The sequence below is a fragment of the Companilactobacillus sp. HBUAS56275 genome (genome assembly GCF_036913655.1).
In the GTDB taxonomy this organism is placed as follows: Bacteria; Bacillota; Bacilli; order Lactobacillales; family Lactobacillaceae; genus Companilactobacillus; species Companilactobacillus pullicola.
Genome location: NZ_JAYKKK010000005.1, coordinates 151,067 through 177,826 on the forward strand (window position 1 = coordinate 151,067; position 26,760 = coordinate 177,826).

At 35.5% G+C, this 26,760-nt stretch carries 27 protein-coding genes; 6 read left to right on the top strand and 21 right to left on the bottom strand.

Features of this window, described 5'->3' with window-relative positions:
• Positions 1-3 precede the first annotated feature (3 nt).
• The gene (locus U8526_RS10670) at positions 4-1,194 is read right to left on the bottom strand and encodes an NADH-dependent flavin oxidoreductase (RefSeq protein ID WP_334341946.1); all 1,191 of its coding nucleotides are present in this window, start codon (positions 1,192-1,194) and stop codon (positions 4-6) included.
• Positions 1,195-1,362: 168 nt separating this feature from the next.
• Between U8526_RS10670 and U8526_RS10675 the strand changes: the two genes are divergently transcribed.
• Positions 1,363-1,674, top strand: coding sequence for a DMT family transporter (locus tag U8526_RS10675; RefSeq protein WP_334341947.1), 312 nt, complete (start codon positions 1,363-1,365; stop codon positions 1,672-1,674).
• An 84-nt stretch (positions 1,675-1,758) separates the two neighbouring features.
• Here the strand turns inward: U8526_RS10675 and U8526_RS10680 are convergent, their stop codons facing one another.
• Both U8526_RS10680 and U8526_RS10685 read right to left on the bottom strand, forming a co-directional pair.
• Positions 1,759-2,817, bottom strand: a complete 1,059-nt coding sequence (locus U8526_RS10680; RefSeq protein WP_334341948.1) for a DUF916 and DUF3324 domain-containing protein — start codon at positions 2,815-2,817, stop codon at positions 1,759-1,761.
• A gap of 67 nt (positions 2,818-2,884) precedes the next feature.
• Positions 2,885-3,475 carry a WxL domain-containing protein gene (locus U8526_RS10685; protein ID WP_334341949.1) on the bottom strand — a complete coding sequence of 197 codons (591 nt, stop codon included), beginning with the start codon at positions 3,473-3,475 and terminating at the stop codon, positions 2,885-2,887.
• A gap of 225 nt (positions 3,476-3,700) precedes the next feature.
• On the opposite strand from U8526_RS10685, the gene U8526_RS10690 reads away from it, so the two are divergent.
• The gene (locus U8526_RS10690; RefSeq protein WP_334341950.1) at positions 3,701-4,474 is read left to right on the top strand and encodes an NrtR DNA-binding winged helix domain-containing protein; all 774 of its coding nucleotides are present in this window, start codon (positions 3,701-3,703) and stop codon (positions 4,472-4,474) included.
• 98 nt (positions 4,475-4,572) lie between these two features.
• On the top strand, positions 4,573-5,778 hold the full coding sequence (locus U8526_RS10695; protein WP_334341951.1) for an MFS transporter: 1,206 nt from the start codon (positions 4,573-4,575) through the stop codon (positions 5,776-5,778).
• 46 nt (positions 5,779-5,824) lie between these two features.
• Here U8526_RS10695 and U8526_RS10700 read toward each other — a convergent pair whose 3' ends face one another.
• From U8526_RS10700 to U8526_RS10735, 8 genes are all read right to left on the bottom strand, one after another.
• Entirely contained in the window at positions 5,825-6,538 is a 714-nt protein-coding gene (locus U8526_RS10700) for a B3/B4 domain-containing protein (protein ID WP_334341952.1), read from the bottom strand.
• Complete coding sequence (locus U8526_RS10705) at positions 6,535-7,056, bottom strand: GNAT family N-acetyltransferase (RefSeq protein ID WP_334341953.1); 522 nt, start codon at positions 7,054-7,056, stop codon at positions 6,535-6,537. Before U8526_RS10705 ends, U8526_RS10700 begins: the two co-directional genes overlap by 4 nt.
• Entirely contained in the window at positions 7,053-7,505 is a 453-nt protein-coding gene (locus U8526_RS10710; protein WP_334342026.1) for a MarR family winged helix-turn-helix transcriptional regulator, read from the bottom strand. The genes U8526_RS10705 and U8526_RS10710 overlap by 4 nt, the downstream gene beginning before the upstream one ends.
• A gap of 110 nt (positions 7,506-7,615) precedes the next feature.
• Positions 7,616-7,891 carry a hypothetical protein gene (locus tag U8526_RS10715; protein ID WP_334341954.1) on the bottom strand — a complete coding sequence of 92 codons (276 nt, stop codon included), beginning with the start codon at positions 7,889-7,891 and terminating at the stop codon, positions 7,616-7,618.
• 134 nt (positions 7,892-8,025) lie between these two features.
• Positions 8,026-8,649, bottom strand: a complete 624-nt coding sequence (locus U8526_RS10720) for a hypothetical protein (protein ID WP_334342027.1) — start codon at positions 8,647-8,649, stop codon at positions 8,026-8,028.
• 120 nt (positions 8,650-8,769) lie between these two features.
• The gene (locus U8526_RS10725) at positions 8,770-9,633 is read right to left on the bottom strand and encodes an SDR family oxidoreductase (RefSeq protein WP_334341955.1); all 864 of its coding nucleotides are present in this window, start codon (positions 9,631-9,633) and stop codon (positions 8,770-8,772) included.
• Between the two features lie 121 nt (positions 9,634-9,754).
• Positions 9,755-9,937 carry a hypothetical protein gene (locus U8526_RS10730; RefSeq protein ID WP_334341956.1) on the bottom strand — a complete coding sequence of 61 codons (183 nt, stop codon included), beginning with the start codon at positions 9,935-9,937 and terminating at the stop codon, positions 9,755-9,757.
• Positions 9,938-9,939: 2 nt separating this feature from the next.
• A complete protein-coding gene (locus tag U8526_RS10735) occupies positions 9,940-10,632 on the bottom strand; it encodes an NAD(P)H-dependent oxidoreductase (protein WP_334341957.1) in 693 nt (230 codons plus the stop codon).
• A gap of 143 nt (positions 10,633-10,775) precedes the next feature.
• On the opposite strand from U8526_RS10735, the gene U8526_RS10740 reads away from it, so the two are divergent.
• Entirely contained in the window at positions 10,776-11,210 is a 435-nt protein-coding gene (locus U8526_RS10740) for an ACT domain-containing protein (protein ID WP_334341958.1), read from the top strand.
• 642 nt (positions 11,211-11,852) lie between these two features.
• Here the strand turns inward: U8526_RS10740 and U8526_RS10745 are convergent.
• The 8 genes from U8526_RS10745 to gnd form a co-directional block, all read right to left on the bottom strand.
• Positions 11,853-12,689, bottom strand: coding sequence for an alpha/beta fold hydrolase (locus U8526_RS10745; RefSeq protein WP_334341959.1), 837 nt, complete (start codon positions 12,687-12,689; stop codon positions 11,853-11,855).
• Positions 12,690-12,797: 108 nt separating this feature from the next.
• Positions 12,798-14,225, bottom strand: coding sequence for a C69 family dipeptidase (locus U8526_RS10750; RefSeq protein ID WP_334341960.1), 1,428 nt, complete (start codon positions 14,223-14,225; stop codon positions 12,798-12,800).
• Between the two features lie 124 nt (positions 14,226-14,349).
• Positions 14,350-15,786 (bottom strand): PTS fructose transporter subunit IIC, encoded by a 1,437-nt coding sequence (locus U8526_RS10755; protein ID WP_334341961.1) that lies wholly within the window; start codon positions 15,784-15,786, stop codon positions 14,350-14,352.
• Between the two features lie 14 nt (positions 15,787-15,800).
• Entirely contained in the window at positions 15,801-16,265 is a 465-nt protein-coding gene (locus tag U8526_RS10760; RefSeq protein WP_334341962.1) for a PTS sugar transporter subunit IIA, read from the bottom strand.
• Entirely contained in the window at positions 16,258-18,141 is a 1,884-nt protein-coding gene (locus tag U8526_RS10765) for a BglG family transcription antiterminator (protein WP_334341963.1), read from the bottom strand. The genes U8526_RS10760 and U8526_RS10765 overlap by 8 nt, the downstream gene beginning before the upstream one ends.
• Before the next feature lie 220 nt (positions 18,142-18,361).
• Positions 18,362-19,714, bottom strand: a complete 1,353-nt coding sequence (locus U8526_RS10770; protein ID WP_334341964.1) for a gluconate:H+ symporter — start codon at positions 19,712-19,714, stop codon at positions 18,362-18,364.
• A 70-nt stretch (positions 19,715-19,784) separates the two neighbouring features.
• A complete protein-coding gene (gene gntK, locus U8526_RS10775) occupies positions 19,785-21,320 on the bottom strand; it encodes a gluconokinase (RefSeq protein ID WP_334341965.1) in 1,536 nt (511 codons plus the stop codon).
• Between the two features lie 27 nt (positions 21,321-21,347).
• Positions 21,348-22,250, bottom strand: coding sequence for a phosphogluconate dehydrogenase (NAD(+)-dependent, decarboxylating) (gene gnd / locus U8526_RS10780; RefSeq protein WP_334341966.1), 903 nt, complete (start codon positions 22,248-22,250; stop codon positions 21,348-21,350).
• A 139-nt stretch (positions 22,251-22,389) separates the two neighbouring features.
• Here gnd and U8526_RS10785 point away from each other — a divergent pair, with 139 nt between their 5' ends.
• Together U8526_RS10785 and U8526_RS10790 are read left to right on the top strand one after the other, a co-directional pair.
• Positions 22,390-23,247, top strand: a complete 858-nt coding sequence (locus U8526_RS10785) for a MurR/RpiR family transcriptional regulator (protein ID WP_334341967.1) — start codon at positions 22,390-22,392, stop codon at positions 23,245-23,247.
• Between the two features lie 782 nt (positions 23,248-24,029).
• Positions 24,030-24,335 (top strand): hypothetical protein, encoded by a 306-nt coding sequence (locus U8526_RS10790; RefSeq protein WP_334341968.1) that lies wholly within the window; start codon positions 24,030-24,032, stop codon positions 24,333-24,335.
• A 77-nt stretch (positions 24,336-24,412) separates the two neighbouring features.
• On the opposite strand, the gene U8526_RS10795 is transcribed toward U8526_RS10790, so the two are convergent.
• Both U8526_RS10795 and U8526_RS10800 read right to left on the bottom strand, forming a co-directional pair.
• Entirely contained in the window at positions 24,413-25,123 is a 711-nt protein-coding gene (locus tag U8526_RS10795) for a LysM peptidoglycan-binding domain-containing protein (protein WP_334341969.1), read from the bottom strand.
• Between the two features lie 246 nt (positions 25,124-25,369).
• Positions 25,370-26,722 (bottom strand): gluconate:H+ symporter, encoded by a 1,353-nt coding sequence (locus U8526_RS10800; RefSeq protein ID WP_334341970.1) that lies wholly within the window; start codon positions 26,720-26,722, stop codon positions 25,370-25,372.
• Positions 26,723-26,760 lie beyond the last annotated feature (38 nt).

Below are 26,760 nucleotides of genomic sequence, written 5' to 3' on the forward strand. Positions count from 1 at the left end.
AAATTATTTTCCACCACCAAAGATGTGGTCTAAAATTCCGTTAAATTCTTTACGATCCTCTGCGGTATGTGGTTCACTGCTTAGTTGCAATCCTGAATGGAATGCCGTTAACAAGAAGTCCCAGAATGTGCCGTAGAGACCTAATTCCTCATGATCTGCTGGAGAAATAGTGTAACGAATAGCATCTTCATCGCCGGCCATTACTTTTTGAACCCAATGTGGTTCACGCAAACTTTCACGACCCATAGCTGCGAAATCTAAACCATTATCAAGCACTTTTTCCGCATCACTTGGTGTTTGAATATCTCCGACACCAATCAATGGCAAGTCGCCAATATGTTCCTTGATTGTTAAGTTCAAAGGAGTCGTAATAGTCTTATCGTTCAAAGACTTTCTCCAAACATCACCCATTGAAACGTGAAGGTAATCTAATGGCTTCTCTTTCAAGGCATCGACTAATTTCAAAGTATCTTCAAATCTGATACCTGGATCTTCAATCTCTTCTGGAGAAATACGATATCCCATTAAGAATGGTCTATCAGCGTACTTTTCAATAGCATTTTCAACTTCATCGACAACTGCCAATGGGAAAGTCATTCTCTTTTCTACTGAGCCACCCCATTTGTCCGTCCGACGGTTGGAATGTGGTGAGAAGAATTGTTGAATTAAATATGTATTAGCACCATGAATTTCAACACCATCAAAGCCAGCCTCAATAGCACGTCTAGTTGCTTGGCCGAAATCTTTGATTGTTTGTTCGATCTCCTCTTCAGTCAACTCACGTGGTACTTCAGAATTATTTCTTGTTGCTTTGACAGCACTAGCACTGACTGGTTGCTGTCCTCTTAAAATTGCAGTTGAAGACATACGACCGGCACTAAAAATTTGTAAAATAGCTTTAGTTCCGTTTACGTGCATTGCTGAAGCTAGTTTTCTCAAACTTGGAATGAACTTATCATCCTCAGCACTTAGTTCCCCTTCGAAACCTTTACCCAAAGCATTTACATTAGCGACACCAGTGATAAACATCCCCACGCCACCACTATGCATGTGATAATAGCGTAATTCATCAGAAGTTACTTCACCATTTGAAAAACTCATTTCCTCGGTCATTGGTGGAATAACTACACGATTTTTTACCGTAATACCCTTCTTCTCAAACGTGTATGGTTTCAAAAACTTATAATCTGCCATTACAATCCCTCGCTTTCAAATTCAGATTATCACAATATTCACTTTTGTAAACCTTTTCATCTTTTGGAGAATCTTATAAAAAAATATTTCAATTTTGAGAAATAATTGGTGTCTTTTTGGTTAATTTAATGTATGATATTGAAAGAAATTTTGAACGAGGAAAAGCTTATGAACTACTTACTATTATTGGTCTCCATCGGTTTTGAAGTTTTAGGGACTTCACTCTTAAAGAAAACTGATGGCTTTACCAACCTTTTACCTACATTGGGGACGTTAACATCATATTTTATCTGTCTATTCGTTCTTTCCCACGTCCTCAAACGACTACCACTTAGTTTAACGTATGCTACCTGGGGAAGCATTGGATTGATACTCGTTACTATTGCCGGTATTGTTTTCTACCACGAAACTTTATCAATCTATTCAATCATAGGATTATTTTTAGTCGTATCTGGTACAGTTCTTATTAACGTCTTTTAAATTATCAACACTAAAAAGACACTCATATTAACCAATACAGGGTTAGTACGAGTGTCTTTTTGATTTTAAAATATTTTTAATCCTTTATTTTCTACGTTTCTTGATATACCAGATACCAATTCCAATGATGATAATTATTAATGCAGCAATACCACCAATTAGTGCCCCATTAGTCTTATTAGTATTGTTTACTGGTGTCTTTCTATTGATAGCCTGACTTTGTTTGCCAGTAACTGTAAATCTACGTTGAAGCTTCCAAACATTTTTTCCGTTATTAGCTTGTACGTTTAAATACATCATATAAGTTCCAGGTTTTAATCTCTTATTCTTGTTAGCACCGACAACAGTATTAACATTGACTGGATAAGTAAAATAGCTATTTGGTGCAATCGACATATTAGACTTGGAAGATTGTAAAATAACATCTTTCTTATTATTCTCTGGTGTTATTTCAGCCTTAATATCAACTTTTTGAACTAGTCTGGGAACATCATTACCAATCAAAGCATTTACAGAAATTTGACCATTCTCAGTATCTTCATAAGCTCGATTTAGTTTCAGATCCGGTTGAATCGTGTCTGTATTTTGTCTTAGTTGCAATCCTAAAACATAATTGTATTTATTCTTTAGGGTTACGCCTTTAGAATTATTCTTGCTGACCTGATTATTTTGTTCAATCAGAATACCGCCTAACAATACACCATCAAAGTTGCCTGCTGGAGCATTGATATTAACCGTTACTTCTTGAGAAGATTTTGCATTTACTGTCACTTGTTTAGGATAAGTAACTAATTTTTCAATATCATACTTTAATGATGGACCGTCCTTAAGATCATGTTCGTTATAAACGATAACCCCATTAGTATCAGTTGCAGCACGGTTTACCATTACACTATAGGTATGCGTTTTAGTATCGTTATTATTAATTTTAAATTTAGCTTGTAACTTTTGATTTGGAGTAACTTTCAAGTCAAAATAACCAACGCTTTTATCAACTTGATCACTTGTAAGTTCCGGTACAATAGTATATGTAACGTCTGGTTTAGTTCCAGTATCAGCTGCTGAAACTGTTTGACTATTGAAATTTCCAAGTGTTATAACGCTGATTAAAAACAGCATGAGAATCCAAATACGCTTCTTCAAAATACCATCTCCCAAAGAAAAAAAGAGAGCATGCAACAACTAAGTCACAAGCCCTCAATTTCTATATTTAAGCTGGTGCATTTGATAATGTCCAAGTTAATGTTGAACTATATGAACCACCGATATTACCAGCTGGGACCTTAAGTGCTGCATCAGTAGCACCATATGTTCCAGTATAAGCACCGACACCACTACCGGCTGCAGCATTAACAACAGTTACTGGAGAGCTAGATAGTGAAAGATTTGCAACAAGTGCTGGAGGTGTTGATACGTTATCAGCATCATCCGCTTTAATAGGAGTCGTTTCTTTATTATCTAATGACAATTGTGCGTTCTTTAAGGTTGCACCGCCTGTTGCTGTAAATGGTGATGCTGCAACAGTTACAGTGTATCCAGTACCAGAACCAGCATCAGCGATACCCAAGACTCCTGATGAAGAAGTCGATGTATACGAAATATCGTTTGCTGAAGCTGCTACCGTACCAAATTGAAAGCCAGGGGCCGAATCCAAAGTAATCGTTCCAGGTGTAATATCCGCCGTAGCGGTACTTGTAACTGGAGCGGCTGGTGTATCAGCTGCTTTTGCAACTCCACCTAACGATCCAATTCCTAAAACTGCTGCCCCTACTAACATGCTATTTCTTACGAGTTTTTTCATAATAATTTCCCCCTCATAAACGATTTTTATCGCTATGAGCAGAGCCTTAATGCAACGGACTCAGGCTCTGTGGGATTAAATATATCCGTCACATAGAGATCTCATCCAATCTCTGCGTACGTTATATATTCTTTTGGTCAAATAAACAAGAATAAACTCGTCAAAACGTTGGAACTATACAACAAGTAAATTATAATGAAATCAGATTTAGAATGGAGCGATAGAATGACTGATACAACAACTAATAACGGACTAACAATTAATATTGTCAACATCATTTGGAGTTTTGACATCTCCACTGACAAGGTATTGATTCTTTTAGTTAAGAATTCTATCGGATCAAATATCGGAAAATGGGGCCTACCCACAACGATGCTTCGAGACAATGAAAACGCTGAAGAAGCTTCTTTAAGATTGATCAACGAAAAAATTGGTATCAAATTGCCTAATTTTTATACTGAACAATTAGCCACTTTTAGTAACGTTAATCGCACAGCAACAAATCGAGAAATTGCTCTAAGTTATATGACGTATCTGCCCTACATGCCGGAATTAACGGCAGGATATGGTGCTCAAGAAGTTGCCTGGTTCAGAGTTGATTACGATAAAGATTGTTTCTTATTGAAATATCACGATTTAATTTTTAAAACTTTAAGCGATGAAATATCGGATAAAGATTTTTACGATCATCTGGAAAAATATAGTAATGATAAGTATTTGAGCTCCGATCACGCTTTGATTTTACGCAAAGCTTTTCAGAGAGTTACGAATCGTTTAAATTATTTACCAACGATTCTGTTGATTTTAGGTGACGATTTTACACTAAAAGAGGCACGTGAAGTTTATTCAACTTTTTGGAAACAACCTTATCAAACCATTGATAACTCTAACTTCCGCAAAACCCATACTCATCTTTTCGTCGAAATTGGAACCGAGCACGGTAAAAGTGGTCGTCCTGCTAAACTTTACAAACTGAGGGAAACACTTGACCCTAAATAAGACTAATGTTAGTCTTTGTTTTGCATTATTAAAGGTAAATTTTACCTTTAATAATAAAATTTATTTATTTTTATAAATTTAGGAGGTACTTTCTTATCTTGGACACACAAACAAACGAAAAAAGTGGCCTGAAACTTTTAATGGTTATTGGTACTGCTTGGTTGTTTGACGCAGCTGATGTAGCTTTACTATCCTTTATCATGCCACTGATCAAAAAAGAGTGGCTTCTGACTGACAATCAGATTGGCTTAGTCAGTTCGATCACCACTGTTGGTATGATGATAGGTGCTCTTTTATTCGGGTACTTGGCTGATAAGTTTGGCAAGAAGAATATTATTATCGTTACGCTCTTAATTTTTTCCGTCAGTAATCTTGTCTTAGCCTTAACAACCAACGTTGAACAATTCATGCTAGTTCGTCTCATTACAGGTATCGGGTTAGGTGGTGAGCTACCTGTCGCTACTACCATTATTGCCGACTCCTTTTCCGGTCATCGACGTTCAAAAATGTTGATTCTGGTCGATAGTTTTTGGGCAATTGGTTGGATCTTAGCCTCACTATTAGCCTTTCTCTTCATGCCAATGTATGGCTGGAGATTTACCGTTATCGCAACTTCCATTATGGCACTATACACTTTGGTAATTCGTCGACACCTTCCCGATCAGACTAATACTCAAAATAATCGTCTAAATTTACGACTAGCCCTTAGTCAGATTTGGTCAAAGAAATTCCGTCGCGCCACTATCTGCCTAAGCTTATTATGGTTTATCATCATGTTCACTTATTATGGTATGTTTCTATGGTTACCAAGTGTATTGATCAAACGCGGTTTCTCAGTCGTCCATAGTTTTCGTTACACCTTATTGATGAGTTTTGCTCAATTACCAGGATATTTTTTAGCGGCATACTTGATGGGTAAATTAACTCGTAAAAAAGTTTTAGGAATCTATCTAATTGGAACCATTATTGGTGCCTTCCTATTTGGAACCGCTCAAACCGTCTTCATGGTTGTCTTTAGTAGCTGTTTATTGTCCTTTTTCACGCTAGGCGCTTGGGGAATTTTGATTGCCTTAACACCAACCCAATATCCAATGGAGATCCGTGGTGTCGGCATTGGTTTCACTCAATCAATTGGTCGTATCGGTGCTACTATTGGACCTTATCTAATTGGTTTTTCATTGAGTATTAATTTAAGTATTTCAACAATTTTCTTCTACTTTGTCGGTTCATTGATTGTTGGAATTCTGATATTGATTTTTGGAATGGTCGATAATGATCAAAAAAATATTCAACTAAACAAATAGGTATCAAAAAAAGCTGCAACCATCTGGATGCAGCTTTTTTCAATGCCTACAATTCGTTTGTTTCCGAGTTGTCTTTATTTAAGATTTCAATTTTTCCATCCACGTGGAAGTAATCCTCAATCAACTGTTTCAATTCTTGAATTGCTTCGTTAGCCCTTTGAGCTTGTTCTTGATTAATAGCCTCAATTACTAGAACTGAGTCCGTTGTTTCTTCAGTCAACATCGTTCTTTGAGCTTCACGCCAATTCAAACAACGACAGATAGCACCATCATTGTCATAATAAATTATTTCACCTGGTAATGCTGGAGCATCTTCATCAGCACCTAATGGTTTAAAACTTTCACCACCTTGAGCCTCACCAAGATGTAAGTCACCTGCCATAGCATTCAAGTTTTCACCACCACAAGGAACTGCGTATTTCAGAGAAACACTGTTATAAATATCAACCAAAGGATTGATTGGTGAAAAGGTTCTTCCCTGATTTACTCGTTTTAACAAAGCTTCGATTGAACAACGAGCGCCTTTTTTAGTCTTGAATTTGCGAAAAGCCTGACGCCACTGATCAACAACTTCACTCTCACGAAATACTTCTTCATTGATAAATTTTTTCGACTCTTCTGCACCATCACTTAACAATTTGGCAAAATACGGATCGTCTTTTTCATCCACCTGATTATTTATATTATGAATTGTTAAAGTACTGATTTGTGCTTCAGGGAATAATTCCCAGAATTTATCATCAATAATTACTTTTGTCATTTTTCCACCCTCAAATTCTTTTTCATTAAGAAATCAGTTTGCACCGAATCTCCCATTACAAATTTATGTTCACTAAATCTTTCATAGCCCATTTTTTGATAAAACTTTTGAGCTGGATAATTAAATTCCCAAACTCCTAGCCAAATATTATCCTTCGATAATTTTTGTGCCTGCTTTTCAGCAAATTCGAATGCTTTCGTTCCTAATCCCAAATGTTGAAATTCTTCTTTAAAGTAAACCCGTTCTACTTCCAAATAATTGTCGGGCATCTTTTCTGATTGAGCCTTTAAAGTATTTAATTTCAAATAACCTGCTAATTGATCTTCATGATAAATAAAATAAAACGTCGAATTGGGATTCTTCAGTTCACTAGTTAGTTGTTTCGTATTATACGCTTGATCCAAGTAAGCATTCAGATTCTCTTCTGTATTATCCTTACCAAAAGTTGCTGTATAAGTTTCTCTACTTAATTTTTGCAGAGTATCTAAATTTTCTATATCACATTGTTCGATTATCAATATTTTCTTTTATTACCTTTCTTAACATATTCCCAATCAGCTGCTACGTTATCCTCAACCGTCTGTAATAGTCTTAAGATCTGTTTTTGTTCGGCAGCGTCTAATCCTTTTAAGGCCACTTTATTAGAGTAAATATTTTCTCGATGGATAACCGGATAAACTTTTTTACCCTTTTCAGTTACGTATAATTTCTTTTCTTTCTTATTATCAGCTGCCTGTTTTCTTACAATAAAGTCATTCTTCTCTAACTTCTTGATTGCCCGTGCTGCGGTAGTTTTATCTACCTTGATCATCTCAGCTAATTTTTCTTGAATAATTCCTGGATTTTCGTAAATTCTAACTAAATATAAGTATTGTCCCTTAGTCAAATCGTAATCTTTGAATTCGATATTACTGATTGAATCTAAGGAACGTGCAATCACACCAATTGAGCGCAAAATTTCAACCACCAAACTACCTCTCTTTCGATAGAAAACATTGTACAACCATTTTGTTGCATTTGCAACTAAACTGTGATCATAAAAAAATGGCAACATCCTCGCTGCCATTTATATATATTCTAGTTGACCGCATAGTTTAAATTACGAGAAAGCTGGTCAATTCTTTCTTGATATTTTGAACCATTATCCATGTGATTCAAAACATGTTGAACTTGACGGTCATCTCGCAAACGGCCAAATAAGTATGTTTCTGAATAATTTTTATCTAATAAATTATATGTCTTCAAAACAAAATCTTTACTATAGTCATTTTTGTCGATCTCTTTATTATTATTAATGTCAGTATATAGCTCCGATAAAATTCTCTTTGCCTCTGTATTGTCATTTAGTTTCATCAATACGCACCACCTAATTAATTATTAAAAGCCTCTCACAAGATAGCACCCTTTTGTAAGCGTTTTCTATATCTTGTATTTCTATTATACGACTTATAGTAAAAAATTTCAGTCAAAACAAACATATTCGGATATTAATCAGTTTGTGTTTTGAAATTATGTTTTAATTGTGGCCAGATAAATTTATCGGCTGTAGCGATTAGAATACCATTAAAGATAAATGAGAATAGTGTTCCGATGTTTACTGAATAGACATTATGAATACCAAATGCTGCAATTATGATAATAATAATTGGTGGCAAGAAATCAATTATTTGAGCCTTAGTTGAATTGCCATTCAAATAGAAAAATCTAAGGATATTTGTCGTGTCATCATTGGGATGCATTACGATATTTGCTCTTTGGTATAAGGAGATGGCAACACAGAAGAAGACTACTCCTAGACAAGATAAAAATGTTCTAACCACAATCGGCAAATTAGGCACACCCACATATGTTAATAATCTGGTAAATACATCAACAAAATAACTGAAGAATAAAACATAAAGGATTTGACCGACAAATCTTTTGCCATCGAATTTCTTTATTAGAAATTGATTAGTCAAGGCATTAAAAACACCGAAGACAAATAAAATCATCCCGGTATTCCATGTGAACCATTTATTTAAATTAACGGCAGCAGCTGTCCATAACCCACTTCCCATATCAGCAGTTATACACAGACCATTACCAAAAGCATTCAGAATCAGACCACTTATTAGCCCAATTACTCTTGTTTGCATTGAATTTTTGATGCTATCACTCCTCACAGTATGTTGAATATGTTACAACAATTCTATGCCAAGTGACAAAATTTTTATTTAAAATAAGAATATTATTTAATTATTTTGATAATTTGTTTGTAAGAACTTCTTTAGATCCGTAGCTGGATGTCCCATAATTTCTTCATAGTCTGAACTGATTGTATTTAATAGACCCATGCCACCAGCTTTATACATTGAAGACAACATGTGACCTTCATTTCCTTCATTATAAATAGCAGCAAATTCATCCAAGGTTACTGGTTGATAACCAATTTCTGCACCAGAAACTTCCGATAATACTTCAGCTAACTCTGGCATCGTGTAATTTCTCGATTGTGTTAACGTATAAATTCTGCCATTCTTCAATAATGATTCCGTAGCAGCAACTTTAGCAAAAGCCTTTGAGCTATCATCCAAACTAATGAATGACAAAGCTTGATCTTTCATCGGATAAATTACGTTTTTACGTTCAATCAATTCTGGTAAATAAGGAACCAATGGATCAGCATACAAGGCATTTCTAATAATTGTATAAGGAATTTCCGTTTCAGCTAATCTTCTTGGCAAATATCCATAAAAGGCTGACAAATCAAAAGGATTATTAACTTGATCTGCAATGAAGCCCATAGCCAAAATATGACCGACTGAAGCTTTTTTAGCAGCTTGTAAAACATTTTCCAATTCTGTAATTCGACTGTAGCTGTCATGGCTCTTACTTGGAACGTAAATTAAAACGTCCTTATCTTGAAAGGCTTTGATCAAAGTATCCTCATTATAAAAATCAATTCCAATAACTTCAGCACCGGCTTGGGCTAACTTATCTGCCTTAGATACCGTATGAACTCCCACAGTTATTGAAGAAGCAGGAACTAATTTGATCAAATCATTAAAAATATGACTTCCTAAATGACCTGTTGCACCAGTTATAATATATTTCATTTCATTCACCTTCAACTTCCCACTACATGTTACTATATAAATAACAAGATAACAACTAAAAAACATCTATTAAGTATTCAAATATATAAAATATATCTAAATTCCTCAACAGATGCCGTTTTTACCATTGTTCATGATTCCATAGACGACCGTCTACTTCACCTTGTAATAATTTCATACGATCATTTTGTTCTTCAACGACTTTCTTCATAGCAACTAAAAAAGCACGATTCTCATATGCTTTTTGTTTATCTGCTAAATTTGAAAGTTCCTTACTCAACCAAACTCCAGTATCTTCTGCCATGATTATTCGTCCTCCCCTTGTTTGATCAGACTAATGGTATCTTTTAATTGGCTCAAATCTTCTTTTTGTTGAATAAACGTATTCAAGATTGTTTCACATTCATTACAATTCGTTCCATCGAAGTTTTTAAACCGATCCGTAAATTCTTGTTCAAACCATTCCTGACGATTATCCAATGTGTCAGGATACTTCTGTGCTAGATAACGTTGGTAATCGATCAACGTTTGCATCTGTTCCTGTTCTTTTAAATATTGAAATTGTGAAATAATAAAGGTTGGTAAAACTTTCATTTTGGCACGATCAGCAATGGCATGTAATGGTGCCATAATTTGATCCATCGTGATATTCTCAGTACCGCCTCTTCTAAATTCTTTTAGGGGCATACCAGTACTGACGACAATTCCAAATTCCTTATCACGTAGATTGTCATTACCATCGCCATAAATAAAATTACGAGTTAAAACTTTATCTTCCCAATCTTTGAGACCAGCTGGGGCCGCATACCAATAGAGGGGAAATTGAAAAATAATTCTGTCGGCACTTCTTAATAACTTTTGTTCATTATCGACATCAATTTTTTTCAATCCTTCAACATGGTGCCACGTAACATCATATAGCTTCGCTCCTTGCATTAAAAATTGCTGCGTTTGCGAGTTGTTTATTTCCGGATGAGAAACAATTATTAGCGTTTTCAAATTAACATCTCCAATCACCCCTAGAATAGCAAAAATATGCTGACTTATACAGTTGAATCACTTATTTTCGAAAATTGATCAATATGAATTTTGTGAAATGATATACTTTAATATAGTATGATGAACAACTAAGGAGCTTAATAATGGAAAAATACTATATTGTCGACAGTTCTATTCTTCCTGAATCCTTCGATAGAGTAATCAAGGCTCGTAACTTGTTGGAAACTAGAAAAGTTCACAACGTCAGCGAGGCTGTGAAAGAAGTCGGTATTAGTCGAGGGACTTACTATAAGTACAAAGATTTGGTCTTCTTACCCGATGAGGAAATGAACGATCGTAAAGCCGTCATTTCTATGATGTTACGACATGAGCAAGGAACATTGTCTAAAGTGCTAGTAAATATTTCTGAATCTAACGCCAGTATTTTGACAATCAACCAAAATATTCCTATTCATGGAGTTGCTACCGTTGTTATCTCATTGGATATCAGTCATCTTAACGGTACGATTGACGATTTACTTGATAAATTAAAACAATCTAACATTGCTGATAATGTACAATTAATTGCGGTAGAATAATCAGGACTAAATTCTGCTTCATTAATTACTATACGAATATCAAACAAAAATAGCTTCTATGTAAGAGATTCAAGGCATATATCTGTGTCTTGAATAACCTATATAGAAGCTATTATTTTTATTTAAACTTAATATTCAAAATAGAAAGAATAGTAGATTAAACAATTTATCCAAAATTAAACAATCAAAGTAGGATTTAGTCCGGAGCAAAAATTGGGGATGCGTTCAGCTATGAGATCATTGTTACTGGCTTTGCCAGTTACAATGAGGCCGACTTTGGAAATCCATTATTTTGCACGAAGTGTAAAATAATTAGTTTCAAATCGTGCCCATAGCGCTCCAACAGCATTCCCAATTTTTGTGGAGGACGGGAAATTTAAGTATATCTTCTAAAAGCCTATTTGGGCCAAGCTATGTACATCGCTAACAAAACGCTGAACGTACCCATAAAATAAAATATCTTCGACACGACATTACTTTTTACACGGCCGCCAGACATAAAAAGAAATATGCCCAAAATAAAAATTGCTACCATTATTAAGAAATTCATTCTGTCACCTGTCATTTCTATTGTTAAGTTTCAATAACAAGAACTTTACAAAATAAATGTGACGAATTAATGAATTTGTTATGTAAATTTAATTACTTATTTCTTTCCCAAAGAAAGTCCTCAATATCATGTAAGACTTTTGGATTCCGTCTTGTTAAAGCACTGTGTTCTGCTTTTGGACCAGTAAAAAGACGAGCTTGATAAGTCTGGTGAGGTCCTTTGAAAACTCTTCGTAAAGATTTAGCTGAAGAAACAGGTACTGCCTTGTCGAAATGATCGTTCATGGATAATTGCCCCATGATATTCAGTTCTCGGATATGTAATTTATGAATCGTTGAATCAGGTGCGGTATAGGTTCTAAAATCTTTCGTTAATTGTGGTGAATAACGCCAATCGTTACGACGATAAATATTGTGATTCAATACTTGCATCGGTGCGGCAATGTTAACTAAAGAATCAATTTGAGGTTGATTCTTTCTATTACTGTATTTTTCCAAATAATACATAACGGCGTTATTACCCCAAGAATGAGCCACCGCATTAAATTTTGTAACGCCATAGTCGCGTTGTAACCTTTTAACAATTGAGTTGATCCATTTGGCTGTCTGATGATAATCTGATTCATGATTATTACCAAATAGAACCTGAATCTCAGGGTTCTTTGCTGTTTTCGGCCAGTTACCGTCAAAACTTAGTTTACCTTTCGGTGAAACAAAAATTGTTAATGTCCTAGTGGCATAGCCGTCAGCTTGTGATTGATCAATTAAGTAATCCATTGAATGTACCGTTCCTCCAAAGCCATGAAAAAACAATGTTGGCACTTGTCGCTTCACGGTACTAGCTGTAACTTCTTGCTGTGAGCTGGCTCCTGCAATCATTAAACTCACGACAATCAGGCAGAAGCTAATTAATAAATTTCTTTTTTTCATAAATATCACCAATTTGATTTATTATCAAATTCTAAATCAATTCTGGCTTTAGTCAATAAAAAAACCAACCTCTAATGAGATTGGTTTCTGTTTATCAAGCTATAAATACTATAAATTTTGACCCTTTTCCCAAGTAGTCTTGGATAACATCAAACCTTTTTTAACTAAATCGTTAAACAATTGATGTGTACGCTTTGTAATTTCAGCAGCGGTCTTCATGTTACTTGATGTCAAAAATGTTGAAACATCGCTATTAAATCCGTCAATCACTTCATCGGTAACATCGATTCTTTGACGAGCATATGATTGACAAGCATCTAAATATGCATGAACCATATCAGAATATTCATGATAATGTGGTTCGATCATAACGGATAGAGTCTTCTCTAGCCAATACATATTATCAACTGAAACTTCATTAGTTGTATTCTTATAATCTTCAGGAGTATCAGTAATATTTGTATAGAATGGTACGTATGGGCTATAGGCAAAGAAGCCTAATGCTAACCATTGAATGGCAGCGTGGTTATCATCAACATCATTTCTAATTTGTAAAATTGATGAAGCTTGATTACGATCCATCGCAATAGAACGGAATTGACGTTGTTCGTCGGCTGTTCCTGAAGCAAATGTTCCAAATGGATCATACTTTGTACCGTTATAGTGTGATGACAAGAAGTACTCAACATCTTCGATAGCCAATTTCTTACTTGGTTTTCTAACCATAGGCATCTTTTGAGAAGTAGGATCTTGTTCAATCTCAGGGTTAAACAATTTTTGACCATACCATGTACGTGGAGTGTTGTAATAAGCATCAGCTTCACTTTGTGTTCCAAAGATTTCACGGAAATTAAAGTGACCTGGATTTGGATTCAAATGATGCTTTTCAACGAATTCTACTAAGTCAGTCGCAATCAAATAATTATCAGGGTCGCTGACATCGACTTCTTCCATAACAGTTTGATTAGGAACGATAGCATAAGCATCATCTGGCAAGCGCATAGCACCCCAATGGTGTCCACCAGCTGTTTCTAAAAGCCAAACTTCATTTTTATCATTAAAGGCGATACTATTTGATTCTCCAGTACCATATTCTTCAAGTAATTCCCCTAAACGAAGTACACCTTCCTTAGCTGTCTTTATGTATGGCAATACCAAAGTCAACATAGCTTCCTCATCGACACCATCATGAACCAATGGGTCATAACCTAAAACACGAGCATTTGTAGCTGTAGTTTCAGTTGAACTCATACCAACGTTGAACTCGTTGATACCAGCTTCTTCATATTGTCCATCGCTTTGATCAGCTTGTGGAGTTGCTGTATAGCGATAAGCATGATCAGGTAGCGGAACTTTTACACCTGTCGTCTTAGAAAGATAAAATGCATTTTCTTGATCTTTAGCAGCGTGTGCGACAAATTTAATCGGATTAATTGGGCCATAGCCATCCTCATTACGGGCAACTATAGTGGAACCATCCATACTAGCGGCTTTACCAACTAGAATTTCAGTACAATCGGAACTTGGATTTTTCATTTCGTTCCCTCCCTTATATAAAACCAGTATAGGATTAAAGTTTGGTTTAATCTAGAGGGGTTATTAGAAAAATTATAATAAAAAGACCACTTTTCATTTTGAAAGTGATCTTTAATTTAATTATTTAATCTAGATTAGCCTTACCCTTTTTTACAGCTCTATTCTGTAGAACAGTCATAACAACTACTCCAGCTGTTACTCCGATAACAATTGCTAATAAGAATAACAATAAATTATTAGTAGCACCTAAGACACCAACGATAGGACCACCATGAGGAACAACATCAGTAATCTTAAAGATAGCACCCATAGCACCAGCAACAGCTGATCCAATCAAAATACTTGGGAAAACTCGTTTTGGATTAGCTGTGGCTGAAGGAATAGTTCCTTCAGTAATACCAATTAATCCCATTAAAACGGCTGGCAATGCTGCAGATTTTTCATCCTTACTGTAATTTTTACCATTGATCAATGTAGAAATACCAACTGTCAATGGAGGTACAGCAACGCAACATGCAACCATTCCCATAATTTGCGGAGTATTAGCCGTTATTGAAGCGACACCGAATAAGAAAGCAACTTTGTTAATAGGGCCACCCATATCTGATGCAACCATCAAACCAATAATTCCTCCTAGTAGGATACTTGTTGATGGATTAGCTGATAATGATTTTAGCATTGCCTCTAGTGCAGTCATTAACCAAGAAATTGGACCACCTAATAGATAAATAAAGGCACCTGATAAAATTGCCGTTCCTAATAATGGAATAACAAAGATTGGCATAATAGGACGAAGATCCTTTGGTATCTTCCAAGTATTAATCCATTTAACTAAATAACCACCTGCAAAACCAATAAGAATAGCACCTAAGAATCCAGTACCTGCTTTAGTTCCCAAAATATCAGGACTATTTGAAACTAAAGCACTGATCATAACAGGTGCCAATGCAGCTCTTCCGGCAATAGCATCAGCAATATATCCTGCCAAAATAGGAATCATTAATGTAAATCCTAAAGTACCAACTTGGTTCATAGCTGACCAAACAGTACCCTTAGGAATTACCATCCCTGAACTTGTTGGATGTCCTCCGAAAGCAATTGATAAAGCAATAAATAAACCACCAACAACTACGAATGGAATCATGTGTGAAACACCGTTTAATAATTGCTTAACTAATGGATTTTGTTGACCCTTAGATGTCTCACTCTTTTCAGTCTCTTCTTCTTGAGCATTAGCTTTAGTGTGATAAACAGGAGCATTCTCATATTGTTCAATGAGAGATTTTGCATCCTTGATTGCTGAAGTTGTATCCCCAAATACAACTTTCTGTCCGTCAAATCTTTCAATATCATCAACGGCAACATCGGCACCGAATACTATAGCATCAGCATTTACAATTTCCTCACGAGTCAATGTATTCTCAGTACCGGAAGCACCCTCTGTTTCAATTTTTACTGTATCATAACCTAACTTTTTTGCTGCTTGTTCCAGTTTTTCGGCTGCCATATAAGTATGAGCAATCCCTACTGGACACTTTGTAACACCAACTAAAGTAGTCATCTGTAGTCCCCCTTTTATTGATTAATAATATTACCTACAATATTGAATAATTCATCACCATTTGATAGATTATTCTGAATATTTTTAACAAATTCCTCTTTCATTAAATTGCGTGACAGTTGTGACAACATTTTAAGATGAACATTATTTTCACCATTTTCAGGTGTTAATAAAACAAATGCTGCTTTAACGCCTTCTCCATCTAATGATTCCCATTCAATAGGATCAGTAAAAGTAATTACGCCAACTTTAGGATCATCCAATGATTTTAAGGTTGCATGAGGAATAGCAAGACCATCAGTAAAACCGGTTGTACCTTCCTCTTCACGCTTTAATAATCCTTTTTCCAATTCTTTCTTCGATAATCCCATTGGCTCAGAAAGCAATTCTGAAATTTTATTCAGTGCTTCTTTTTTCTCCCTTTTTTCAATAGAAATATCAGTATATATATAATTACGTTTTAAAATTTTGTTATCCAAAATTATCCTCCTCAAAGTATTTTAAAAATCCATTTATGTCTTGGGCGTTTATAAGATTATTAATTATCTTTTTACTTTCGACAATTTTATTAAGTTCATGATAGATACTTTTCATTTGGGAGGCATCTATACCCTTTAACCCCATGAAAAATGCTATGTGAACTTCATCTCCCAACCATTCAATACCTTTCCTTGATCTAATAACCCCAATAAAGGGTTTCTTTATATGGTCTGTAGTTCCATGTGGTAATGCCATACCATCCATAGCCGTACTTGATAATTTTTCTCTCACAATTGCTGAGTCAAATATTTCATCATCTGTATAACCATACTTTATAGTCTGTTCAGTTAACTCCAAAAGAGAACTTTTATAGTCACTACCCGGAGATTCCACCGTTACTATCAAATTTGGATTAATTAAATTTTCGAGTAGATTCTTAGAATTATTAGGATTTTCTACCTGTCTTATTAATTCCAAAATTTTATTTTTATCTTCTTTAGTTAAAAAAGGTGATACGAAGGCATACGGTTTATTTACTTCGGTCAACGGAACTGTAGATATTACAATATCAGAATCAATTTTTTCAGATGCTAATTCATGAGTTACCTTTACGGAATCCACACTTATGACATCGCTCATCTCTTGTTCAATCTTTCCTTCCAAAAATCTAGAAGTTCCAATTCCAGTATTACAAACAATCGTTGCAGTAATTTTTTTATTTATTACACCTTTTCTATCATTCAATGATGCAAAATACATACCCATCAAAGCTATCTCATCATCGTTGAAGCTGACATTAAATTCTTTATTTATTTTTTCAGATAGTCTCAAAGCATCCTCGAATGAAACAGGATAAGACTTTTTGAAATTATAAGTATAAGGATTGATTATTTTCATTCCAAAATGAATTCTTTTAATTGATAAGGAGATATGTTTACTTAATCCTTCTAAAAATTGATTATCATAAATGTTTACTCGTTTATCTTTACCGATAATAATTTTCTTTATTTTGGAAATCTCATTCTCATTGTCAAAAGAGAGCCTCATATTGTTCTCCGATTTTATTAAAATCATAAAATTATTCAAGAAACTTTTTTGATCATTCTTAAATTGATAATTGAATTTCTTTTCAAATTCATCGGATAACTCAATTGTTTCTTCTTCGAAGGAATCAAAAGCATCATCTAAATTATTAACTTTTACAATATCTTTAGAATTACTAAATAACGTATATTGAATCAGTAAATAGATTACTAAAGAAGTGTACTCATACTCTGTAGTTCGAAATTGAGACTTCATCAAAAAACTATCTACAAATCTAAATATTCTTTTGGCATCATCCTCATTGAAAAAGTTTTTAAGTATCGGTGGAAATACGACGTTCTTATCGTCACTTTGATTAATGTTATCCCCCCAGTAATCATGAAAAACATAAATCATAAAGGCATATAGGTAATCTTTAGACATTAGTAGTCTCAAGGTTCCATAGTCATTGACCAACTTGCCGTTATTATCAGCAATGAATTTTCTGACCCATAATAAATCATTTTCGATTGTTCTCTGACTAACAAAGAGCTTATCAACTAATTCAGAAATACTAGTTACATTCTTTTTGAACAAAAGTGATGAAAGAATAAACATTCTTCGATCTTTTGGAGTAATTGGATGCCATTCACTATTTCTCTCCAATATCTTTAACAAGTATCCTTCATCTCCTGAAAAGTAAATCCCTCTCTGTCTACTTCTTACTAAACGAATGTCTTTATTCAGAGATTCTACAAACGAATCAACATTTGATAAATTTTTAGAAACTGTGGGTTTGGATATATCGAACTTCCTTTCCAAATCAGAATAGTGAACAATATTTTGATTCAAAATATATTTACTAATAGCAATTTCTAAATTCGTTATAATTGTTTTTTCCCCCTTCCATCAGCATTGATAGCCCTTACATTTATATAATATACAGGCTTATTCCTTTCTTTCACCGCAACACTTTTTAATGATACACGGTAAAGTTGTTTCGGTTAACGAATATTTACTGGCACAAAAAGAGAGTCCCTAAACTAATTGGGACTCTCTATTAACATTTTATTTAAACAAACAAGCTCAAAATCATGACACAAACAATACCAACAATGGAAATCAAACTTTCCAATACAGTCCAAGTTAACAAAGTTTCCTTAACGGTTAAGTCGAAATACTCCTTAAACATCCAGAAACCGGCATCGTTAACATGTGAAGCAGCCAATGAACCAGCGCCAACGGCTAGAACCATTAAGGCTGGATTTACTCCGGCTGAAGTCATCAATGGTAAAACTAATCCGGCAGCTGTTAAGGAAGCAACGGTTGCTGAACCTAGTGCAACTCTTAGGACAACAGCAATCAGCCAACCTAAGATCAACGGTGAAATATTAACGCCAGTGAATAATTTCATAACGGCGTCACCAACACCACCATCAATTAGGACTTGTTTGAAGGCACCGCCACCACCAATTACTAGTAGTAACATAGCGATTGATTTAACGGCATCTTCAAGACTTTTCATGATTTCTGGGGTCTTAAATCTTCTTGCCCAACCCATGGTATACATGGCTACTAATAACGAGATTGTCATAGTAATAGCTGGTGTACCGATGAAGGCAATGATTGAATCTAATAGACTGGGGTTCTTAGGAACTGATCCACCGTTGAACAACAATTGATAAACCGTTGTAATAGCCATCAAGATAACGGGGAACAATGAGGTTAGAACACTAATACCAAATCCTGGTGTATCTTCCAATTGAAACTTCTTTTGTGGTCCTAAAGCAGTCAAATTACCTTTACGACTAAATGCCTTAGGAACCAATTTTTCAGCGATCTTTGTATAAACGGGACCAGCAATAATAACAGATGGTATTGCGACAATTATTCCGTAAAGCAAGACATGTCCAGCATTGGCGCTTAAAACAGCACTAATTGCAGTTGGTGCAGGATGTGGTGGTAAGAATCCATGCGTTACAGAAAGTGCAGCGGCCATGGGAATTCCTAAATAAAGAATAGAAACTCCTGCTTCAACGGCAATAGCGAAGACGATAGGAATCAAAAGAACCATCCCTACTTCAAAGAACAATGCAATTCCGATAATGAATGATGCCAAAACAATTGCTAGCTGCAATCTTTTTTTACCAAATTTTTGAATCAAAGTGTGTGAAATTCGATAGGCACCACCGGCATCGGCAACCAGTCGGCCTAACATTGCACCGAATCCAAAGACGATCGACAATTCACCTAATTGTCCACCAATCCCGTTTTGAATACTTGTGGCAATTTTTGTCATTGGAATTCCTAGTCCGATCCCAACAGCAATAGAAGTAATAATCAATGAAACAAAGGTATTAAGTTTCATTTTAATAATTAAAAATAGTAGAAAGGCTACACCTAAAATTAATACTAAGAAAGCCATATTAGTCTCCTCCTCTTTTGTTACCGCTTACAACAAGTTCATGAAGAAAAGTGCGATTGCGCGCACTTTTTTATTTTACGTGTTTCTTTTGAAATTCAGCAATACTCTTATATTCTGGTTCCAAAACTCTTGATACTCTGATCCAGATTGGCAATAATTCACGATAAACTTCGAAGTTTTCCTTGTTTGGTTTGTGAACATCAGTCACACCAACCATATCTTTCACAGCTGATAAGTCATCAATATAACCTAGTGAATACATCCCTAGAACAGCTGCTCCTAAACATGAGCTTTCAAAACTTTCGGGAATTGTTACATCCTGTTCAAAGATATCAGCTAACATTTGTCTCCATAGAGCTGAACGAGCAAAGCCACCTGTTGCTTGAATACTCTTTGGTTTGCCAGCAACTCCTTCGATCATCAACATAACGAGATAAAGGTTGTAGACAATACCTTCAAGAGCTGCTCTAACCATATGCGCTCTGGTATGTTTTCTAGTTAAGCCAAAGAATGAACCTCTGGCATAAGCATCCCAAATTGGAGCTCTTTCACCACCTAGATAAGGATGGAACAACAATCCATCTGATCCAGCGGGAATCTTTTCGGCAATTTGTGTCAAGATATCATAAGTAGAAACTTGCATCTGTTCAGCAGTGATCTTTTCTGGTGCAAACAGTTGATCTCTTACCCAGCGGAAGACAATGCCTCCATTGTTAACTGGACCACCAACGACCCATTTATCTTTTGTCAAAGCGTAACAGAACAATCTACCATTAGGATCAACAACTGGTTTATCAACGACAACTCTGACGGCACCACTAGTTCCGATCGTAACGGCAACAACGCCGGGTTCAATCGCATTAACACCAAGATTTGATAAGACTCCATCGCTGGCACCAAAGACAAATGGAATATCCTTGCTAATTCCCAAAATTTTACCGTAATTTGAATTGATACCTGTAATCGTATCAGTTGGTTCTACTAATTCTGGCAACTGTTCTTCAGTAATTCCGAGGAGATCTAAAGCTTGTGGTTCCCATTTTAATTTAAAGATGTTGAACATTCCGGTTGCCGAAGCAATTGAATATTCCATCTTATAAGTTCCAAATAATCTGAAGAAAATATAAGTTTTAAGATCAATAAATTTCTTTGTTTTATTGAATAATTCTGGTTTCTCATTCTTGATCCATAAAATTTTTGATAGCGGTGCCATTGGATGAATTGGTGTTCCTGTCTTAGCGTAAATTTCTGCTCCAATGCCATTTTCCTTTAGCTCTTCACTATATTTAGCAGCACGATTGTCGGCCCAAGTAATGGCACGTGTTAATGGTTGATCATCTTTATCCATCAAAATCAAACTGTGCATCGCTGATGAGAATGAAACTCCCTTTAACTCACCTTTTTGAACTTTACCTTTACGAATTACTTGTCCCAAAACTTCGATCACAGCATCAAAAATATCATCAGGATCTTCTTCGGCCATATCTGGTACATCTTGATACAATTGATAGCCGCTATCTGCATGAGCAATAACTTTACCCTTCATATCGTACAAAACACTCTTAGTACTGGTTGTTCCAATATCAACGCCAATCATGTATTCCATAATTAAACTCCTTACATCAACTCAAGATTATTTGTTCTTATCAATTGCGTGTCCACCAAACTCATTACGTAAGGCTGAGACAACTTTTCCTGTGAAAGTATCATCTTCCAAAGAACGATATCTCATCATTAATGACATACCGATAACAGGTGTTGGTACTTTTAGCTTCAAGGCTTCATCCAAAGTCCACTTACCTTCACCAGATGAATGCATAACTCCCTTAATGTGTTCTAGATCATTGTCTTTTGAAAAGGCATCTTGAGCTAATTCCATCAACCAGCCACGAATAACTGATCCGTTTGACCAAACTTTGGCAACTGCTTCATTATCATAAGCAAAATCGCTATGTTCCAAAACGTCGAATCCTTCGGCGATAGCTTCCATCATTCCGTATTCGATTCCGTTGTGAACCATCTTGAGATAATGACCGCTACCAGCTTTACCAGTGTAGAGATAACCATCTTTCATCGCAATTCCTTTAAAAATTGGTTCGATATATTGGAAAGTCTTGTAGTCGTCGCCACCAATCATGAAGTTACCATCTTGATTAGCACCACTCTTACCACCGGATGTTCCGCAGTCGAAGAATTTAATTCCTTTAGCTTTCAAAATTTCATTGTGTTTAAGTGAATCTTCATAGAATGAATTTCCACCATCAATCACAATATCGTCACTGTCTAATAGTTGACTTAATTTGTCGATCGTATCATTAGTAGGTTTACCAGCAGGTAACATTACCCACATAATTCTAGGTTTATCTAAGGCTTGAACAGCTTCTTCTAAACTAGCAACGCTTTTGGCTCCCATATCGCTGGCCTTTTTTCTAGCTATTTCATTCAAGTCGAAGGCAACAACTTGATTATTATTTCTAATTAAGTTTTCGCATAAGTTAATTCCCATTTTTCCTAAACCGATCATTGCTAAATTCATATTTACTGTCTCCTTTTGTAAAACGCTTTCATTTATTGACTATATTATATGAAAATTATTTTTAAAAATCAATAGTTATGTAGAAAATTCTTTTCAGAGACAAAAAATTGTGCTATCTTATTATTGTGAGGTAAAGCCTATGCAAAACAATTTTAATATGTTGATCAAATCCTACTATGACAACTTAAACGGGACTTCTAAGGACATCGCAGATTATCTTTTAGAAAATCCCCAAACTAGCTCCGCTTTGACAATTACTGACCTGGCTAAGAAAACTAATTCTTCCATTTCGTCTATCTCAAGATTTGCTAAAAAGTTAGGATTCAGTAGCTTCCAAGAGTTAAAGATAAATCTTCTGACCTCAACATCAGATGACAAAGAAGCTAACAATTTGTTCCAGGAGATCAATCCTAAGGACACTTTGAAAGAAATGGCGAAAAAAGTTTTCACATCTAATGTCTCGGCTTTGAATGCAACCATCGATACTTTAAGTCAACAACAATTACAGATGGCAATCGACATCATTGCTAAGAAGGACTCGATAGCCTTTTTCGGACTGGGTGCTTCAGGAATCGTGGCCTTAGACGGATATCATAAGTTCTTAAAATCAGATAAGACGCCGCTGTTCGCTAATGATTTCCACATGCAATTGATGATGGCCGCAACTTTAAAATCTGATACTTGTGCTGTCATCATTTCTCATAGTGGTGAAAATAGAGATGCCTTAAAACTGGTCGAAAAACTTCAAGAGAAACAAATTAAGACTATCGGCATTACCAGTTACGGTAATTCATCGCTAACCAAAATTGTTGATCTCACCTTGTTATCAATTTCTGAAGAAACTAATTATCAAGATGAGGCTTTGCACGCTATTATTGCCCAGATTTCTTTGATTGATACATTATTTGTCCTCACAGCAATGAAGGATGATAAGCAAACAACCGATGTCTTCAAAGAAATTCGCGAAACAATTAATGATACTCGTTTGAATAAATAAATACCTATCTTCCACAAAATGGGAAATGCATTGAAACGCTATGAATGTAATAGCAGAATGCACTTCCCATTTTTTAATTGCATACAATTATTATCAACGTACATGATTAACTTTACTAACGACAATTTGTATGAAGAAAACACGGTATTGAATTAGATACAAAATGGATAAATGTTTATGGTGTAAATTTGCCGTTCTCCACAAAAATTGGGAATGCTGTTGGAACGCTATGGGCACGATTCGAAGCTAATCATTTTACACTTCGTGCAAAATAATGGATCTTCGAAGTCGGCCTTATTGTAATCGGCAAAGCCGATAACAATAATTTCATAGCTGAACGCATTCCCAATTTTTGCTCCGGACTAAAGAGTACTTCTGCTGTTTGCATACTTTTAAAATCTTGAATAATATTCCTGAGGATTTCAGGCAGATTCATATAATCAATAAACATCTCCCAAATAAAAATTCATAATCTTTACTTGATTACATAAAACCATTCAAACACTACAATTTTAGAAAATATTAATAGAACTAGAAATCTAGTCGGTAGTAGAAAATCTGTGGGCCCTAAGTGATGAAGTTCCACTTAGCTTGCGAAGCAAGGTTAGTAGAAGACCGGACTTGGAGATCCATAATTTTGCACAAAGTGCAAAATTATTAGCTTCAAGCCGTGTCCACCGCATTCCAAGCCCACAGATTTTCTACTACCGACGGCATCCTTAAACTACATCAGTTATTATCAGGCCACACATCAAACAAAATATATTTTAATCATCTTTTCATTGCATTTAAAAATAAAGAAGATATTCTTAAATGAGTTTATCTACGATCAAGAGATACACGACCGTCTGATTGATAGTATTCCTAAAAAATCTTTTAAACAGTTCAATCAGGTTTTGGATGAATTAAAGCAAAAAGATTTATTGATTGATTGGGATAATCTTGAGATTTTTCGATTTCTAGCCTCAAATATTTTAGGATACTTGATTCAGCATTATATTATCGTTGATAACACTGAATGGAACGAACCTTTAGAAATAGAACATGTAACTGACTTTATCGTTAAAGGTTTAACATCGATAAAATAGTTTAATTTCAACAAAAAAGCCGACGGATGAAAAATTAATTTCACTCGTCGGCTTTTCTATATTACTTTTAATTTTAATTAGATTACTTCAACAGATGCTGTTGTAACACCGTATGAAGGGATTTGGTTATTTGGCATAGCAACGTCTAATTGACGAGGATTGCTGTATGCAAATGTACCTGTATCATTAACTGTTCTGATCAATACTGTACCGTCAGAAAGTGTGATCTTAAGTCTTGTACCCTTAGGGAATACTGAAAGGTTGGCAGCAACACCACCATAACCCATGTTTGAACCTAGTACGGCTGGATCATAGAAAGAAATCTTGAATGAACCTTGTGATGTACCAGTTGTGCTTGTTGTTGTTGATTGTGATTGTGAAGCACTTTGTGTAACAGCTTGTTGTTGTGTATTTTGTTGTGTTGTACTTTGTTGTTGTGTTTGTGTCTGTGCTTGTGTTGATGCAGCTGATTGTTGGTCACTTGTTGCATTATCTTGTGTTGTTGTTTGTTGTGCAGTAGTTGTTGTAGCTGCTTGAGCAACACCTGGCAATGTAACTGTTTCACCAGGGAAGATTAAGTCAAATCCACCAATTGCACGGCCGTTAGCTTGTTCTAGTTGAGCGATTGATACACCCGCATTAGCGGCAATACTCTTATATGTGTCACCTGCTTGAACTTGAACGTGGTTACTGTCGAGTTGTACTGCAGCTTGAGCAGTTTGTGATGTTGCTGCAAGTGCTGATAAAGCTGTTGTACTTAGTAAAGCGATAGATAAAACTTTTTTCATGAATTAATTACATCCTTATATTTAAAATTATTTGTCTAGCCCTCATTTGCTATGTTGCATATACTAACAGGTATTTATTACATACATAGTTCTGTCAAGTTACAAAACAAGGATTTTTTGTAATTTTCGTAACAATTCTGAAACAAAGAGTTCTACTACCGTTGGTACAACTAGATTCTCTACTTTATAAAATTGAAAATAATTAAAACTTATTCTGAAAATATGAGAGTATTCTTATACTGATTATTAAATAAAGATGCTTAAAATCATGACGCAAATGAGTCCAACGACTGATATCAAGGTCTCTAATACCGTCCAAGTCATTAAGGTTTCCTTAACGGTCAAATCAAAATATTCTTTAAACATCCAGAATCCTGCATCATTTACATGAGAAACCGCTAATGAACCAGCACCAATTGCCAAAACCATCAAAGCCGGATTTACGCCAGCTGAGGTCATCAACGGCAATACCAATCCTGCGGCTGTCAAAGAAGCAACGGTTGCTGATCCTAAAGCAATCCTTAAAACTACAGCGATTACCCATCCCAATAATAGAGGCGAAATATTCACGCCAGTGAAAAGTTTCATAACCGCATCACCGACACCACCATCGATCAGAACTTGTTTGAAAGCTCCACCACCACCAATTACTAGTAATAGCATGGCAATCGATTTGATAGCATCTTCCAAACTTTTCATGATATCCGGAGTTTTGAATCTTCTAGCCCATCCCATTGTATAAATGGCTAATAACAGAGAAATTGTCATAGTAATGGCCGGCGTACCAATAAACGCAATGATTGAATCTAGTGCCGTAGGATTCTTAGGAACCGCTCCTTCATCAATTGTCAGTTGATAAATTGTTGTAATAGCCATTAAAACTACTGGAAATAAAGAAGTTAGAACACTGATGCCAAAACTAGGTGTATCTTCTAATTTGAAACTCTTTTGAGGTCCCAATGCGGTTAAATTACCTTTACGATTAAAAGCATCAGGAACAATTTTCTGAGCCAATTTTGTATAAAGTGGTCCGGAAACTACAACAGCTGGAATTGCCACAATGATCCCATAAAGTAAAACTTGTCCCGCATTGGCACTCAAAACTGTACTGATAGCCGTTGGTGCTGGGTGCGGTGGTAAAAATCCGTGTGTTACTGATAAAGCGGCTGCCATCGGAATTCCTAAATAAAGAATAGAAACTCCGGCCTCAACGGCAATAGCAAAGACGATCGGTATCAACAATACCATTCCTACTTCAAAGAACAGTGCAATTCCGATAATGAACGACGCCAAAACAATAGCCAGCTGCAATTTCTTTTTGCCAAATTTTTGAATTAAAGTGTGTGAAATCCGATAAGCTCCACCAGCATCAGCCACTAACCGGCCCAGCATTGCTCCAAAACCGAAGACAATCGAAAGTTCCCCTAATTGTCCACCAATTCCATCTTGGATACTGGTTGCTATTTTAGTCAAAGGAATTCCCAAACCAATTCCTACTACTATAGAAGTGATTATTAATGAAAGAAACGTATTAAATTTTAATTTGATGATCAAGAATAACAATAATGCCACGCCCAAGATCAATACTAAGAAAGCCATTTAAAATCCCCTTTTATTTTTGACATAAAATAAGTGCG